Annotated in this window: 8 protein-coding genes and 1 other annotated feature; of the genes, 5 read left to right on the forward strand and 3 right to left on the reverse strand. The window is 52.3% G+C overall.

Translation table 11 applies throughout. The features are described 5' to 3' along the window. The first annotated feature begins 6 nt into the window (after positions 1 to 6). The 3 genes from EV294_RS03470 to EV294_RS03480 all read left to right on the forward strand — a co-directional run bounded on the left by EV294_RS03470 (position 7) and on the right by EV294_RS03480 (position 8012). Positions 7 to 5691, forward strand: a complete 5685-nt coding sequence (locus tag EV294_RS03470) for an S-layer homology domain-containing protein (protein WP_132303843.1) — start codon at positions 7 to 9, stop codon at positions 5689 to 5691. Positions 5692 to 5818: 127 nt separating this feature from the next. Beyond that, positions 5819 to 6652 carry a nucleotidyltransferase family protein gene (locus EV294_RS03475; RefSeq protein ID WP_132303845.1) on the forward strand — a complete coding sequence of 278 codons (834 nt, stop codon included), beginning with the start codon at positions 5819 to 5821 and terminating at the stop codon, positions 6650 to 6652. A gap of 55 nt (positions 6653 to 6707) precedes the next feature. After that, positions 6708 to 6966: a binding site (T-box leader), on the forward strand. A 50-nt stretch (positions 6967 to 7016) separates the two neighbouring features. Further along, positions 7017 to 8012: a tryptophan--tRNA ligase gene (locus EV294_RS03480; protein WP_132303847.1), complete on the forward strand. Its 996-nt coding sequence runs from the start codon at positions 7017 to 7019 to the stop codon at positions 8010 to 8012. 83 nt (positions 8013 to 8095) lie between these two features. Here EV294_RS03480 and EV294_RS03485 read toward each other — a convergent pair whose 3' ends face one another. Next, entirely contained in the window at positions 8096 to 8680 is a 585-nt protein-coding gene (locus EV294_RS03485) for a YdeI/OmpD-associated family protein (RefSeq protein WP_132303849.1), read from the reverse strand. Positions 8681 to 8701: 21 nt separating this feature from the next. Beyond that, positions 8702 to 9334: a pyridoxamine 5'-phosphate oxidase family protein gene (locus EV294_RS03490; protein ID WP_132305260.1), complete on the reverse strand. Its 633-nt coding sequence runs from the start codon at positions 9332 to 9334 to the stop codon at positions 8702 to 8704. Between the two features lie 174 nt (positions 9335 to 9508). Between EV294_RS03490 and EV294_RS03495 the strand changes: the two genes are divergently transcribed. Next, the gene (locus EV294_RS03495) at positions 9509 to 11743 is read left to right on the forward strand and encodes a glycoside hydrolase family 3 N-terminal domain-containing protein (RefSeq protein ID WP_132303851.1); all 2235 of its coding nucleotides are present in this window, start codon (positions 9509 to 9511) and stop codon (positions 11741 to 11743) included. A 317-nt stretch (positions 11744 to 12060) separates the two neighbouring features. Here the strand turns inward: EV294_RS03495 and EV294_RS03500 are convergent, their stop codons facing one another. Beyond that, positions 12061 to 12945 carry a helix-turn-helix transcriptional regulator gene (locus tag EV294_RS03500; protein WP_132303853.1) on the reverse strand — a complete coding sequence of 295 codons (885 nt, stop codon included), beginning with the start codon at positions 12943 to 12945 and terminating at the stop codon, positions 12061 to 12063. A 237-nt stretch (positions 12946 to 13182) separates the two neighbouring features. Between EV294_RS03500 and yicI the strand changes: the two genes are divergently transcribed. Next, a complete protein-coding gene (yicI, locus tag EV294_RS03505; RefSeq protein ID WP_132303855.1) occupies positions 13183 to 15498 on the forward strand; it encodes an alpha-xylosidase in 2316 nt (771 codons plus the stop codon). The last annotated feature ends 36 nt before the right edge of the window (positions 15499 to 15534 follow it).

The raw sequence follows: 15534 nt of genomic DNA on the forward strand, positions 1-15534 counted from the left end.
GGGCAGATGAATATCGACTATTTGCAGGTTAACGGAGATTACGAAGCGGAGTTTGCATCCGGTTTGTACAACGGAGCGCATGGTTTTGCCAATCCGGCTGCTTCCGGCAGCGGCGTCGCGGCGGATCTTGATTTTCCGGGAGCTTCCACGGTGTTTAACGGAGTTGTTGGCGGCAAACAGCTGAAGATCCGTTATTCCGGCACGCAGGATAACAGCATGACGGTGTATATCGGCGGCCAAAGCTTTAACGTCTCTTTCCCGTCAACCGGAAGCTCATCCGCGTTTAGGGAAGTTTATATCAACAGTGCCATACCGAATGATGCAACCATCGTCATTCAGCGAAACGGCAATAACAGCGCAGCAGGCTTGCAGCTGGACTCGATTGCCAGCCTTGGCTGGTATGAAGCGGAGTCGGCCGTATTAGGCGGAGCTGCGGCGGTCGCCGGGGATGCGGCTGCCTACAGCGGCAAGCAGGCGGTGGTCTCCGGCACCGGGGATTCCTTGCAGTTCCCGAGCGTGGCGGGCGGAAGCCAGCTGCAGGTTCGTTACTCGGCAGCGGCGGATGCGCAGCTTGCATTGTACGTGAACGGACGCCATATGACCGATGTCCGGTTCCCTGCGACGGGAGCGTTAACCGGCGCTTACAAATCAACGACGGCTAACGCAGATATTCCGGCGGGAGCAGCGGTTAAGCTGCAGGCTGATTCCGGTACAGCCGCAGTCGGCTTGGATTCCGTCTCGGTTATCGAGAAGAATGAAGCCGAAACGGCGAACTTGATTGGCGGAGCCTCCGTATACGCCGACATCAAAGCTTCCGGCGAAGCGGGAGCGGATCTTGCGGCAGCAGGCGACGGGGTAGAGTTCACCAATGTGAAAGCCGGCAACAAGCTGCTTGTCCGGTATGCAGGCGAAGCGGACGGCAAACTTGCTCTTTACGTCAACGGCGCTAGGAAAAAGGATGTCGTCTTCCCGGCAAATGGCGTTTGGAAAGGCGCTTATAATGTAAGACCGATAGATGCGGATATACCGGCCGGAGCCGCGGTGAAATTGGTTTGCGAGAACGGCGGAAGCCGCGTTCGCGTCGATAACCTGGACGTAGCGGGAATTGTCGAAGCGGAGAACAGCGGCACCGTCTCTGACGGTGTTGCCCTGCAGGATGACCGGACCGCATCGGGCGGAGCTGCAATGACGGGCTTTGCGGCAGACGGAAGCTTTATCGCTTTCACCAACAAGAACGGCGCCGGCTCCGTTTCGGTAAGGTATAAATCCAATACGGATGCCTCGTTTACCGTTTATGCCAAGTACCGGGATAACGTGGATGACGCTTCGGTCTATAAGACCGATACGCTTGGCGTTATTGGACTGCCGGCAACAGGCGGGGGGTACCGGACGGCGGTGCTGAACGCTTATATTCGGGACGGCATGCAAATCATCCTGAAGAAGGAAGCGGGCAACGCGGCGGATGATTCTCTTATTGTGGATTATGCGGGCTTCTCGGATAAAATGGAGGCGGAAGCGGCCGTTGTTGGCGGCGGTGCGGCAGCCCATTACGAAGGCGAAGCTTCTCCCGCATCCGCCCAAGGGCAAGTCATCGCGACCGGCGGCGAAGGCGCTTATGTCCAGTTCGACCATGTCAAAGCGGCTAACCGCGTAATCATTGGCTATACGAACGAGGCGGTTCAATCGGCCAGCCGGTTCAGCTTGTATGTAGCGAAGCCGGGCGAAGACTTCAAGTTTGCCCAGAAAATAACGTTTGCGCCAACCGGCAGCTGGAGCGGCCCTTTTGCCGAGCGCGCGCTGGATATCGACATCCCGTCTGGCTCCAGGATCAAGCTTCAGAATGACGGCAACGGCGATACGCCGGTTCACTTCGATTATATAAAGCTGACCGGTGTCTACGAAGCGGAGAACGGCAATTTCTACGGCAATGCCAGAACCTGGTATAACGCGGTAACCGAGCCAAACGGACCCTCCGGCAGCTATTGGGCTTGGGCGTTTGCCGATATCGGGGATGCCGTTGAGGTGCAAGGCGTGCGGGGCGGCAACGAGGTGCGCGTCCGTTATTCGGAAGGCGAGAATCCGGGTACGAACGGACAGCTTGGCTTATTCGTAAACGGAGCTTACAAGAAAGATATCGTGATGCCTTATACCGGATCCTGGGGCAAATACGAAGTGATTCAGACCGATGAGAGAGTGGCGGACGGCTCGGTAATCAAGCTGCAAAATACGAAGCAGACCGACCATACCGCGCCAATTGATTATATGGAAATCCGCGACAAGCAGCGCGAAGCGGAAAATGCGAATCTGTATGGCCAAGCAGCCGTTATTTCCGATGGGAATGCCATGTACGGCTATGCGGTTCACGGTCTCGGAGCAGCTGGAGATTCGCTTGAGCTTCCGGGGATGAATGCAGGCAGCAGGCTTGTTGTCAAATACGCAAGTGCCGCTGACGGAACGTTAAGCCTCTACGTGAACGGCATGAAGAAAGGCACGGTTTCTTTCCCGGCAACGGCTGAGGGGGCTTATGCGACGGTAAGCGCCGACGTTGAAATTCCGGCTGGTGCAGTTGTTTCGCTGAAGCATGACAGCGGCGATACTTTTGCTCCGGCTGCCGCGATTGATTCGGCCGAAGCTGCCGGAAACTATGCATCGGACAATCGGTACGAAGCGGAAGACGGGCAGTTGAACGGAGTTGAGGCTTCGGCTGACGCGAATGCTTCGGGCGGCTGGAAAGTTAATGCGCTTGGTGACGGTGCGGCGGTTACGCTTTCCGAGGTTAAAGGCGGCAAAGCGATACTCGTCCGTTACGCTGCCGCGGAGAGCGGAGAGCTGAAGCTATACGTAAACGGAGAGCCGAATGGCACGGCTGCGTTCCCGGCTACTTCCGGCGCATGGAGTTGGCTGGAGATCAAAGCGCATATCCCGGGCAACGCTTCCATCGAGCTTCGCAATGAAGGAGCAGCCGAGACGGTATCGCTGGATGCCTTCCGGATCTCGGACAAATACGAAGCGGAATATTCAGTTATGAACGGAGAGTCGAATGACGGCATTAAGCCCGGCGCCTATAACGACGCATCGGCATCCAACGGCCAAGGCGCTGCACGGCTGTGGGCGCCGGATAACGGGAGCGGCTCCTTCGAATTCCCGGGCGCAAGCGCGGGAACCGAGCTTGAAATCGCTTATGCAAGCGGCGATTCGAATAACCGCAAGCTGACGCTTTATATGAACAACGAAAAAGTTCAGAGCGTTGTTTTCCCCGCTTACGAAGGCGGCGGTTGGGACGGCAAGTACAATACCGTATCGGTTCGGGCGTCTATTCCGGAAGGCGCTGCGATCAAGCTGCAGAAGGATGCGGGAGACAGCGAGGTCAACCTGGATTATGTAAAGGTAAAAGGCATTTATGAAGCTGAGGACGCGGAGCTGTCGGGCAGCGCTTTTGTAACGGCGGATCAGGCTTCAAGAGGATTAAGCGTTGGCGGCATCAATACGCCTGCGTCAGGCGTGACCTTCCGCAATGTCATTGCCGGTAATACGGCGGATATCCGTTACGCCAGCCAGGGCGAAGGCACGCTGTACCTGTATGTCAACGGCGGCTCGAAGAAAAAGGTCGTCTTCTCGGATACGGGCGGATATACGGGAACCTATGGAGTGGTGTCCGTTCCGGTATCGATTTCGGCGGGAGACTCGGTTCAGCTGGTATTCGAAGCGAAGCCTGGCGAAAATCCGGTAAGTCTAGATAATTTGACGATTCGCACCGATAACGACCAAACGGCGGGCAACGGGTTGACCGTCACCAGCACGGTTGCCGGTCTTTCCTTGCTCGTGAATTACAGCAGCACCGCGGATGGACAGATGAGCCTGTACGTGGACGGAGCTTATAAGCGAAAGCTTCTATTCCCCGATACGCAAGGCGCGCCGCAGGCAAAAGAGTTCAAAATAGCCGTCCCCGCAGGTGTCGAAGTAAAGCTGCAGGATGACGGCAAGCCGGATGTTCCGGTAAATCTGATCGACATGGCGGTATCGGATAAATACGAAGCCGAGTATGCGAAATTGTTCGGCGCGGATGGAGACGGCCATGCGACTTCTCCGTTTGTGGACGGCCCGGCTTCTAACGGGCAAGCGGTTCATTTTATTTGGGTGGATGGCAGCTATTTGGAGTTCCCGGACGTGATTGCCGGCAATCGTTTTACCGTTGGTTATTCCGGGGAGGAAGCGGGCCGCCATCTCAGCCTGTATGTCAACGGCGAGAAGAAAACGGATATCGTGTTTGCGAATACGGGCGGCTGGACCGGTCATTATGAGGAAGTAACGGTACCTGTCGATATTCCGGAAGGCGCAGCCATTAAGATCCAGCGCGACCCCGGCGACTCGGATGTGATTATTGATTACATTCAAGTGACAACGGAAGGTGCGGAAAATCCGGATCCGGGTACTGATCCAGGCGACGGCGGTGATCCGGGCACGTCAACTCCTCCATCAAACGGCAATGGCATTCCTTCGCCGGTTCCCGTGAACGGCACGGTTGAACTCAAGCCGGTTGCGCAGACAGGCGATGCCGCGAGAGCGGAGTTGTCCAGCTCTGTGCTGGCTGTCCTGTTAAGTCAGGCTAAAGCGGATCAAAGGGGCGTGAAGACCATTAAGGTAAGCCTATCGGCCGTTGGTTCCGCGAAGGCTTATACCGTTGATCTGCCGAAGGAGCTGTTCTCCGCGGCCGGTCAATTGAAAGCCGATAAGAAAGTAGAGCTGGCGACACCGGCAGGTACGATGGTCATCCCGAACAACATGTTTAGTTCTTCTGAGCTGCAAGTAAGCGGGAAAGTGAGTTTATCTCTTGCAGAGGCATACGTGGCTGGATTGCCAGCCGAAGCGAAAGATCGTATTGGCTCGCATCCGATGGTTGAGCTGACAGCTATGGCGGACGGCAAGGTTATCGCTTGGAATAACCCGGATGCGCCTGTTACCGTCGGCATCGATTACAAGCCAACAGCCGAAGAACTGAAAAATCCGGAGCGGATTGTAATCTGGTACGTGGACGGCGCGGGTAAGCTTCATCCCGTTCCAAGCGGGCGATACGATCCGGCAACGGGGCAAGTCATGTTTACGACGACACACTTCAGCAAGTATGCCGTTGCCTATGCTGAGGTTGCTTTTAACGACATCTCTTCCGCCCAATGGGCGTCCCAAGCCATTGAAGCGATGACGGCGAAAGGCGTGATGAACGGCGCTTCAGTGAATGTATTTGGTCCGTCTGCTCCTATCACAAGAGCGGAATTTATCGATGGATTGATGAAAGCGCTGGGGCTTACGGCCAAGTTTGATGCAAATTTTGCGGATATGGAGACGACCGACTCTTACTATGAAACCATCGGAACCGCTAGGTCGCTGGGCATTTCGAATGGAACCGGTAATGATAAATTCCAGCCCAACTCCCCGATTACGAGACAGGAGATGTCTTCCTTTGTCGTGCGCGCACTGAAGGCGGCAGGCAAGCTGGATGCCTCAGCGGCAGGCAGCGCTTCCGATCTGAACGGCTTTAAGGACAGCGGTTCGATTGCTAAATACGCGGTGGAGGATATGGCAACGTTGGTGAAAGCCGGCATCCTTATCGGCAGCGGCGGCAGGATCGACCCGCGGGGCAATGTGACCAAAGCGCAAACAGCGGTGGTCCTGTACCGGATTTATACGAAATAGTTTTATAGAGCTGCTCTTAAAGGCGATCCTTTAGGGGCAGTTTTTTATATAAAAAAGCTCTCCATTCAAGCGGATAACGGAAATCATTATAATAGAACATAATTGATGATAGAGGTTGGTGAGGATTATGGGGATAACGAAGATGATTTCGGATATGGTGGGCAATCTGAAACAAATAAAAGGCGTAACGGCTATTGTTCTCGGCGGTTCAAGGGCTAGAGGGACGGACAACCCCAATTCGGATATCGATATTGGGATCTACTACGATTCCGAGGCAGGGCTCGACATATCCGAGCTTCGTAAAGCCGCTGCCGGAATGGACGACGAGCATAGAGAAAACGTTGTGACAGAAACAGGCGAATGGGGACCGTGGATTAACGGCGGGGGCTGGCTGAAAATCAATCAATTTCCCGTCGATTTTCTCTATCGGGATCAACGCAAAGTGTCGCAAGTGATCGAACAATGCATCAACGGAGAAATCACTATGGATTACCAGCCGGGACATCCCCATGGATTCGTCAATTCGATCTATTTGGCCGAGATAGCGCTGTGCCAAGCGTTATGGGATCCTACGGGGATTGTGGGTCAACTAAAAAGCAGAACGACTCCGTATCCTGCTGCTTTTAAACAAGCAGTGATTCAAAGGTTTTTCTGGGAGGCAGGCTTTTCTCTCGAGAATGGATACAAGGGCATCCATAAAAAAGATTTATCTTATATCGCTGGCTGCTGCTTCAGATCTGTGGCTTGCTTGAATCAGGTATTGTTTGCGGTTAATGAGACCTACTTGATGAATGAGAAGGGAGCATCTGCTATCGTCGATTCGTTTTCTAATGCACCAAGCCAATACGCTCATCGGATAAATGAAATATTCGCCCTGGTCACGGAAAGTCCGAATGATTTAAAGAAAGCCCTTAGCCTGCTGAGGGAAGTCATTCGGGATACCGAACAACTTTTGAAGTAAATAATTGACAATACTGTTCGTTGTGTTGTAAAAATGGAATAACAAAATAAAATACCAACTTGCGATGATGAAGAGAGTACGCATAACGAATACTCCAGAGAGCTGATGGGTGGTGCGAATCAGTGTAGGGATTATGCCGAAGTGGGCTTCGGAGCATCCAAACCGAAAAAGATTTTGAGTAGGCTTTGGCGAAAGTCTCGTCGTTACAAGAGACGCGTATTCCAGCATCCAGCATGCGTCGATACGTCTAAGCGAGTCCGATTTGCGTGAATCGGGCTAATGAAGGTGGTACCACGGGGTTTCTCGTCCTTTTCCAAGGATGAGAGCCCCTTTTTTATTTGATAGGGAGGAAGGGAGCAAGAGCATGAGCATTGTATTAACGGGCATCAAGCCAACCGGAAGAGTGCATATCGGCAATTACATCGCGGCTATCAAGCCGGCCCTGCAGATTGCGAAAAATCAAGATCATACGGCTTTGTATTTCATCGCCGACTATCATGGACTAACGTTTATTCAAAATCGGGATGAGTTTAACGACTTGTCTTACGGGATTGCCGCAACCTGGCTCGCTTTGGGACTTAATCCGGAGCAGGTTGTTTTTTACCGCCAATCGGATGTGCCGGAAATATTCGAGCTAAGCTGGATTCTGGCATGCATGGCGCCTAAAGGCCTGATGAATCGTGCTCATGCTTATAAGACAATCGTGGATAAGAACGAGCAGATAGGCGTGGATACCGATGCTGGCGTCAACATGGGCTTGTTTACTTACCCTATTCTTATGGCGGCGGATATCCTGCTCTTCCGGACGGATCAAGTTCCGGTCGGCAAGGATCAGATTCAACACGTCGAGATTGCAAGGGATTTGGCGGAAGCCTTTAATCGCAGCTTTGGGGAGACCTTCAAGCTGCCGGACTATATCGTGGATGAGCAAACCGCGGTAATACCGGGGCTGGATGGCCGAAAAATGAGCAAAAGCTACAACAATACGATTCCACTGTTTGAGTCGGCCGACGGCTTGAAGAAGCTGATTAGCAGAATCAAGACCGATTCTACCCCGCCGCACGAGCCTAAAAACCCTGACGCCTCTACTATTTTTCTGCTATATAAAGAGTTTGCTACGGATGGGCAGATCGAAGAAATGCGTGAGCGATTCCGAAGCGGTATCAGCTGGGGAGAAGCCAAGCTGGAGCTCTTTCAGGTAATGAACGCTTTCCTGGAGGAACCGCGGGAGAAATACAATCAATATATGGCGTCCAAGGACCAAATGGATGATATCTTGAGAGAAGGCGCAAGGAAAGCAAGAGCGATAGCACAACCCCTGCTGGAGCAGGTGAAATACAAGTTAGGGAGATACAGGTAAATGACGTTGCAGCATACAGCTAGATAGTGGGGCAAATAAGAAAAACTCTGCCGTCTCATTACGAGGCGGTAGAGTTTTGTGCCCTAATCATTTAATCCTTTGCCGTCAAGTATCTGCTGATAATATTTTTCAATTCTGGCTTCGCGCGTTTTGGATTGCTTGGCAGCAGCGAAATGAAGCAGGTACGCTCTTTGCCGGCCTGGCGTTAACGCGTAAAACGCTTCCTTAAAAGCAGGCCGGACATCGAATTTTGCTTGGAGCTCTTCCGGGACCGTATACTCGTCATTTTTTTTATAAGAAATTTCCTGGCCGGATTTCTCGACCTCGATGGCCTCAAGAATGTAAGCCTTCAGGATAGCTTCCATCTCTATGATTTGCTCCACGTTCGTGAACCGGATTTGGCGCGCGGCCTGCACGTTTTCCGTCTGTTGAATGAGAATGCCGTTAGGGTCCTTAAGCAAAGCGCCTTTCTGAAACAGAATGGCGCAATACTCCTTAAAGCCGTGGATGATTAGAATGTTTTTGCCCTCATGCGTGTAGCATGGATGCATCCATTTGAAATCCTCGGTCAATTCGCAGTCGAGCACGATTTCTCTCAGCTTGATATATTCTTCTTTCCACTTCTTGGACTTGTTTATAAAGCCATCCACTTTGCGGTCTAAATTCATTGAAAAAACCTCGCATTATGATTAATACAACCGGTTCTTATAGCCGTCTTCAAGCCTGGCGGCAATAACCTCCGGGGTTGATCCGTCCAGATTCGCATGCTCCGAAATAATTCGGGCGGGGGAGGGAAGCTGCTCGTTGCCGAGCCAGGTTTCGGGCTTCCACAGCCGGGAGCGAAGAAATGCTTTAGCGCAATGCATATAGCATTCTTCGACCTTTACGACGATCCCGATTTGAGGTGCGCGGTCTTTTACGGAAAGCGGTTTTAAAAGATTCTCCTCTTTCGTTAGGTAAGCATGACCGTTTATTCTTAGAGTTTCTCCAAGCCCCGGAATAAAAAACTGCATGCCGATATGCGGATTCGATAAAATGTTGCGCAGAGTGTCTATTCTTTTGTTACCCGGGCGTTCCGGAATAATCAGATGCTTGTCATCCAGAACATGAACAAACCCCGGCGAATCGCCTCGTGGGGATACATCGCAATGCCCGCAGGAATCGGCAGTCGATACAACGAGAAAAGGAGATTTGGCGATAAAATCGCGGCAGTTGGAATCAATTGCGGAGATCACTTTATGTTGAACAAGTTCACTGGGATAGTCGATTAACGAACGAAGCTCGGCTTCGGAAGTAATCAACTGGCTTTGATCTATTTCTATCAAGAAGCAATCACCCTCTCAAGGAGATTCCATTATTTTACCATAGTCAGGTGAGGCGAGTTAATACTCACTTCCGAAAATCTTCTTTTTCACAACCGAATAATAGGGATAGTTCCGCGGCAAACACTCTTCTACTATGGAATTAAAGGTTTACATAGGGAAGGGGAACTTGAAATGAAAGAGAAGATGCAGGCGGCAAGAAGATGGCGAGAGTTGCTTCAAGCTAATCGTCCCACAGATCCGATTAAACCGAGGACGGACAAGGATATTTCGGAACAAGTAGAAAAGCTGCTCCGGCAGCTGACGATAGATCAGAAAATCGGCCAAATGAGTCAATGCTTGGGCTCCCGGGTGTCGCTCGGCGGAGAGGTGGAATCCGAAAGCGCGGAGAAGCTCCTGGAGCAGGGACGAGTCGGGACGGTTCTTGGCGCAATGGAGTCGGAGCGGATATTCGAGCTGCAGAGGATTGCCGTTGAAATATCTCCTCATGGCATACCGCTTCTGTTCAATTCGGATATTATCCACGGCTTTCAGACGATTTTTCCGGTCCCGCTGGCCTGGTCATGCAGCTGGGATCCGGAAGCGATTAAGCTCGCGTGCGAGATCGCGGCAAAAGAAGCGACGGCGACCGGCATTACGTACAACCATGCTCCGATGGTGGATATTTCTCGGGATCCCCGGTGGGGACGCGTGGTAGAGGGGGCGGGCGAAGACCCTTACCTGGGGGCGCTCATTGCCAAGGCTCAAGTTGAAGGCTACCAAGGGGAAAGCTTGTTTAGCGAGGAGACGATGATCGCTTGTCTGAAGCATTTTGCGGGATATGGGGCAGGTGAAGCGGGCCGCGATTATAATACGGTGGATATGTCGGAGCGAACCTTGAGAGACTTCTATTTGCCGCCATTTCAGGCGGGGATTGAAGCGGGAGCCGCTTCGGTGATGAATGGCTTCAACCAATATGACGGGATTCCGTGCGCGGCCAGCGAGTTTTTGCTGAAGGATCTTCTCCGGAACGAGCTTGAATTCGACGGCATGATTATTTCGGATTACGGATCGATTGAAGAGATTGTTGCCCACGGTGCGGCAAAAGACAGCAAGGAAGCGGCCAAGCTGGCACTTGACGCAACGATGGACATTGAAATGGTGACCCGTGCTTATGCCTCCCATTTGCCTACGCTCATTAAAGAAGGGAAAGTGCGCGAAGAGCAGCTGGATCAGGCGGTCCGGCGCATTTTAACGTATAAATACAGGATTGGGATTATGGATGTTCCATTCCGGTATATCCGGCCGGAGAAGGAAGCAGAGTATCATTTTCATTCGGATCACTTGAAGGCGAGTAAGGTACTTGCGCTTAAGTCGGCTGTTCTATTGAAAAATGACGGCGTTCTCCCGCTCAATAAAAGCATCAAGCGCCTTGCGTTAATTGGACCGTTTGCTGACAGCAAGGATCAGCTGGGTCCGTGGCAGGGAACGAAGTATCACGAACGAACGATTACGCTTGCGGGGGGGATTCGCGAGCTTGTCCCTCATATAGAGCTGGATATCGTAATAGGCTGTGAAGTAAATGCTGCAATCGAAGGCGGCTTTACGGCGGCGAAAATGGCGGCGCAAGAGGCGGATGCGGTTATTCTTGCGCTGGGGGAAACATGGACAATGAGCGGCGAGGCTGCTTCGCGTATGGATATCGGACTGCCGAGTGCTCAGCGGGAGCTGGCGGAGTTTGTTGCGCAGCTGGGCAAACCTACCGTACTGGTTCTTACAAACGGCAGACCGCTTGTATTCAACGGACTCGAGAAGAAGGTTAACGCGATTCTGGAAACCTGGTACCTTGGCTCTTGCGCAGGCGCGGCTGCGGCGGATATTTTGTTCGGGGAGTATAATCCTACGGGCAGGCTGACGATGAGCTTCCCTCGCCAAGAAGGGCAGATCCCGGTATATTACAATCATTTTCAAACAGGCCGGCCGGTAACCGAGAGCAATCAGCACGAAGCCTTCTTGTCCAAGTATACCGATGGTCCCAACGACCCATTATATCCGTTCGGCTTCGGCATGAGCTACACGACCTTTACTTATTCGGACATCCGTTTGGACAAAACGTCGTTGCAGCGCGGGGATACGATTCTTGCGTCGGTAACGGTAACGAATACTGGCAGTCATGCTGGCGAAGAGACCGTTCAAATGTATATCCGGGATCATTACGGCAGCACAGTCCGACCGGTAAAAAGGCTGCGAGGCTTCGCGAAGATTACGTTAGAGCCGGGAGCAGCAAGGGAAGTCAGCTTCAGGATTACCGAAGAGGATTTGAAATATCACGATAAGCACCTTCGCTACTGCGCAGAGGAAGGCGAGTTTTCCGTCTATATTGGAGGGAACTCGATGGAAGCGCGGGAGGCGGAATTCGAATTAATATAAAATGAAAGGGACTGTCCGTGAGCTGAATGCTGAAGGACAGTCCCTTTATGATGGAGGCTTAACGATATGCCACATCGTCAAGCCTTGCTATTAGTGACTTTGCCGTGGTCTTAACGATACCCGACATCGTTAAGAACGCTGAAATCGCGCAAAAATGCTCAAAATCAAGTGTAAAACGACTGCTTGACGATGCGGGACATCGTTAAGCTTCGCAATAAGTCATGCTGCTTCTTCCTTAACGATGCCGCGCATCGTTAAGGAACCATAAGTTGCGCAACTAGCTCGGCGACCCTGCTTGCGATTCGCAGGCAGCCGGCTTACGCGTTTTCCTGCAGGCGGCTCCGGTATTCTCTCGGCGTGCAGCCAAAGCGCTGTCGGAATACGGTGTTGAAGTAGCTTAAGCTGTTGAAGCCAACGTCGAGCGCGACCTCCATAATCTTGGCATCTGATTGCCTAAGACGGCTGGCCGCCTGCTGGACGCGATAGCTGTTCATATATTCGATGGGGCTTTTTGTAGTCATGCGTTTGAAGAAACGGCAGAAATACGACTCGCTCATCCTTGCCAGCTCCGCGAGCTTCTGCAGAGGAATAGGCTCGGCATAATTTTGCTCGATATATTCGATGACGGTCTTCAGCCGTTCAATCCGGAAGCCTTCTTGTTCCGGCTTCACCCGTACGGAAGGCTTCCCTAAGCTGACCAGCTTGGCCAATATGCCAAATAACAAGCCTTTTATCGTAAGCTCCGAAGCGGCTTGTTCGTTACGGTGAGTCTCAAATAACTGATCGAGCATCGCAAGAAGCTCGATGCCCGGCCCAGGCTCCCGGCGCAAATGGGCGGGTACTTCATATCTTCTCTCAAGAACGGGAGAAATATAACGGTCGAACAAATAATCGATGGATCCGCTGCTGAACAAGCTGGAATGGAACACAACAGCGTTGAATGAGCAGGGTTTGTCTCCCACAACGTATCCGGAATGAAGCTCACCGGAATTAACGAAGATTGCTTCACCAGCTTGCAGTTCATAATCCTGCAAATCTACCCGGAATACGGCTTTTCCTTCCGTTACTAGCAGCAGCTCAAGCTCGTCATGCCAATGCAAATCCAGCAGAGGGGCATCAGCCGGACAGGTGATTTCGTACAGGCTGACCGGATAGATCGGGTTGCCATGCTTGCGAGCTTCTTTCAGCAAAGATTTATCCATAAACAAAACTCCTATAGAAAAATAGCAAATGTCAAAATCGTGATAATAATGAGCAATATTTAGGAAGAGTTACAGAGAATAAGACAATATTATTATAACATAACCGCTTACAAGGTACGAGAAGCTACTGAGTAGGCTGGATACACCCTAGAAATCCTTGCAAGGCAAGACTTTTAAACAATCCAATAAGCAAACGCTTACGAATTGCTTTGCAATTATTCGAGGAGGAACATAAACATGAAATTTACCGATGGTTATTGGCAAATTCGCGAAGGCGTTGAGATGCAATATCCGGTTGACGTTCGCGAATTGAAAGAAAAGAACGGCAAACTGACGGCTTACATGGCAACAAAGCCGGTCGTCATCAAGGGCGATACGCTGAACGGCACGATGCTTACGGCCGAGATCAGCTCTCCAATTCCCGATGTCATTAAAGTTCGCTGGGTACACCATGCCGGCGTGAAACAAGTTGGCCCTGAATTCGAGACTCTCGTTGATGCCAATCATAGCGTAACCGTCGAACAAGACGAGCAATACACAACCCTTACTAGCGGCGGCCTGCAGGCGCGTATCCGCAAATCGCCGACTTGGGGCCTGGAATTCATTCAGAACGGCCGCAAGGTGACGGGCACAGCGCAAAAGGCTGCGGCTTATGTGCAAGATCACGGCAAAGCTTTCTTCCGCGAAATGCTGGATCTTGGCGTTGGCGAGCAGGTTTACGGCCTTGGCGAACGCTTCACTCCGTTTATCAAGAACGGCCAGGTTGTTGATTCCTGGAACGAAGACGGCGGAACAAGCTCCGAGCAAGCATACAAAAACGTGCCGTTCTATCTATCGAGCGCAGGTTACGGCGTATTCGTCAACCATCCGGAACGCGTATCGTTCGAAATTGGTTCCGAGGTCGTGTCGAAGGTTGGCTTTAGCGTGCCCGGCGAGCATCTGGAATACTTCATCGTAGGCGGCAAAACGCTGAAGGACGTACTCGACAACTACACGAAGCTGACCGGCAAACCGGCATTGCCTCCGGCATGGTCGTTTGGCCTGTGGCTGACAACTTCGTTTACAACGGACTATGACGAAGCAACGGTTAACAGCTTTATTGAAGGAATGGCTGAGCGCAATATTCCGCTTCATGTCTTCCACTTCGACTGCTTCTGGATGAAAGAATACGAATGGTGCAACTTCGAGTGGGATGCGGACATGTTCCCGGATCCGGAAGGCATGCTTCGCCGCCTGAAAGAACGAGGTCTTCGCATTTGCGTATGGATCAACTCCTACATCGGCCAAAAATCTCCTCTCTTCCAAGAAGGCATGGAAAACGGCTACCTCGTTCGCAAGCCGGACGGCAGCGTATGGCAATGGGATAAATGGCAGGCGGGCATGGGACTTGTCGACTTCACGAACCCGGATGCGGTGAAATGGTACAAAGGCCATCTGAAACGTCTGATGGACATGGGCGTTGATTGCTTCAAAACGGACTTCGGCGAGCGCATCCCTACGGATGTCGTTTACTTCGACGGTTCCGATCCGCAGAAAATGCACAATTATTATACGCAGCTGTACAACAAAGCGGTATTCGAAGTACTGGAAGAAAACCGCGGCAAGAACGAAGCGATGCTGTTCGCGCGTTCGGCTACGGCAGGCGGCCAGCAGTACCCGGTACACTGGGGCGGCGACTGCTCGGCGAACTATGATTCGATGGCGGAATCGCTCCGCGGCGGCTTGTCGCTTGGTCTTTCCGGCTTTGGCTTCTGGAGCCACGATATCAGCGGCTTCGAGCGGACGGCTCCACCGGATATCTACAAGCGTTGGGTAGCCTTTGGCATGCTCAGCTCGCACAGCCGCCTGCACGGCAACGAATCGTACCGCGTGCCTTGGCTGTTCGACGAAGAGTCCGTTGACGTCCTTCGTTACTTCACGGAGCTTAAGAGCAGCCTGATGCCTTATCTGTTCAACCATGCGGTTGAAGCAACGGAAAAAGGCGTACCGATGATGCGCGCGATGGTTCTCGAGTTCCCTGAGGATCCAACGACGCATTACCTGGATCGTCAGTACATGCTGGGCGAAAGCCTGCTGGTTGCTCCAATCTTTAATACCGAAGGTACGGCGAAATATTACGTACCGGCGGGCAAATGGACCAGCCTGATCGACGGTACGACGGTTGAGGGCGGCAAATGGGTAGAAGAGCAGCATGGCTACAGCTCGATTCCGTTGCTTGTTCGTCCTAACACGCTTCTTGCCGTCGGAAACAACAACCAAAAGCCGGACTACGATTACGCGGATAACGTCACGCTGCACCTGTTCGAGCTGGAAGACGGCGCAACGGCAAAAGCGGTTATCCATGATCTGAACGGACAGCCGCAAGCAACGGCTAAGGCGGCTCGCACAGGCAGCACCATTGAAATCAGCTATGAAGGCACAGGCAAGCCATGGCAGGTTGTACTGCGCGGCATTGAGCAAGCAGCGGCTGTGGAAGGCGCTGACTCGCAGCAAACCTCAGAAGGCTTGAAGCTCGTTCCAGCCTCCGGTCAGAAGATCATTGTAAAACTGTAGATGTAAAACGATAGGCGACCGGCCGCTTGCTCCCAA

The organism is Paenibacillus sp. BK033 (assembly GCF_004345425.1).
Classification (GTDB): Bacteria; Bacillota; Bacilli; order Paenibacillales; family Paenibacillaceae; genus Pristimantibacillus.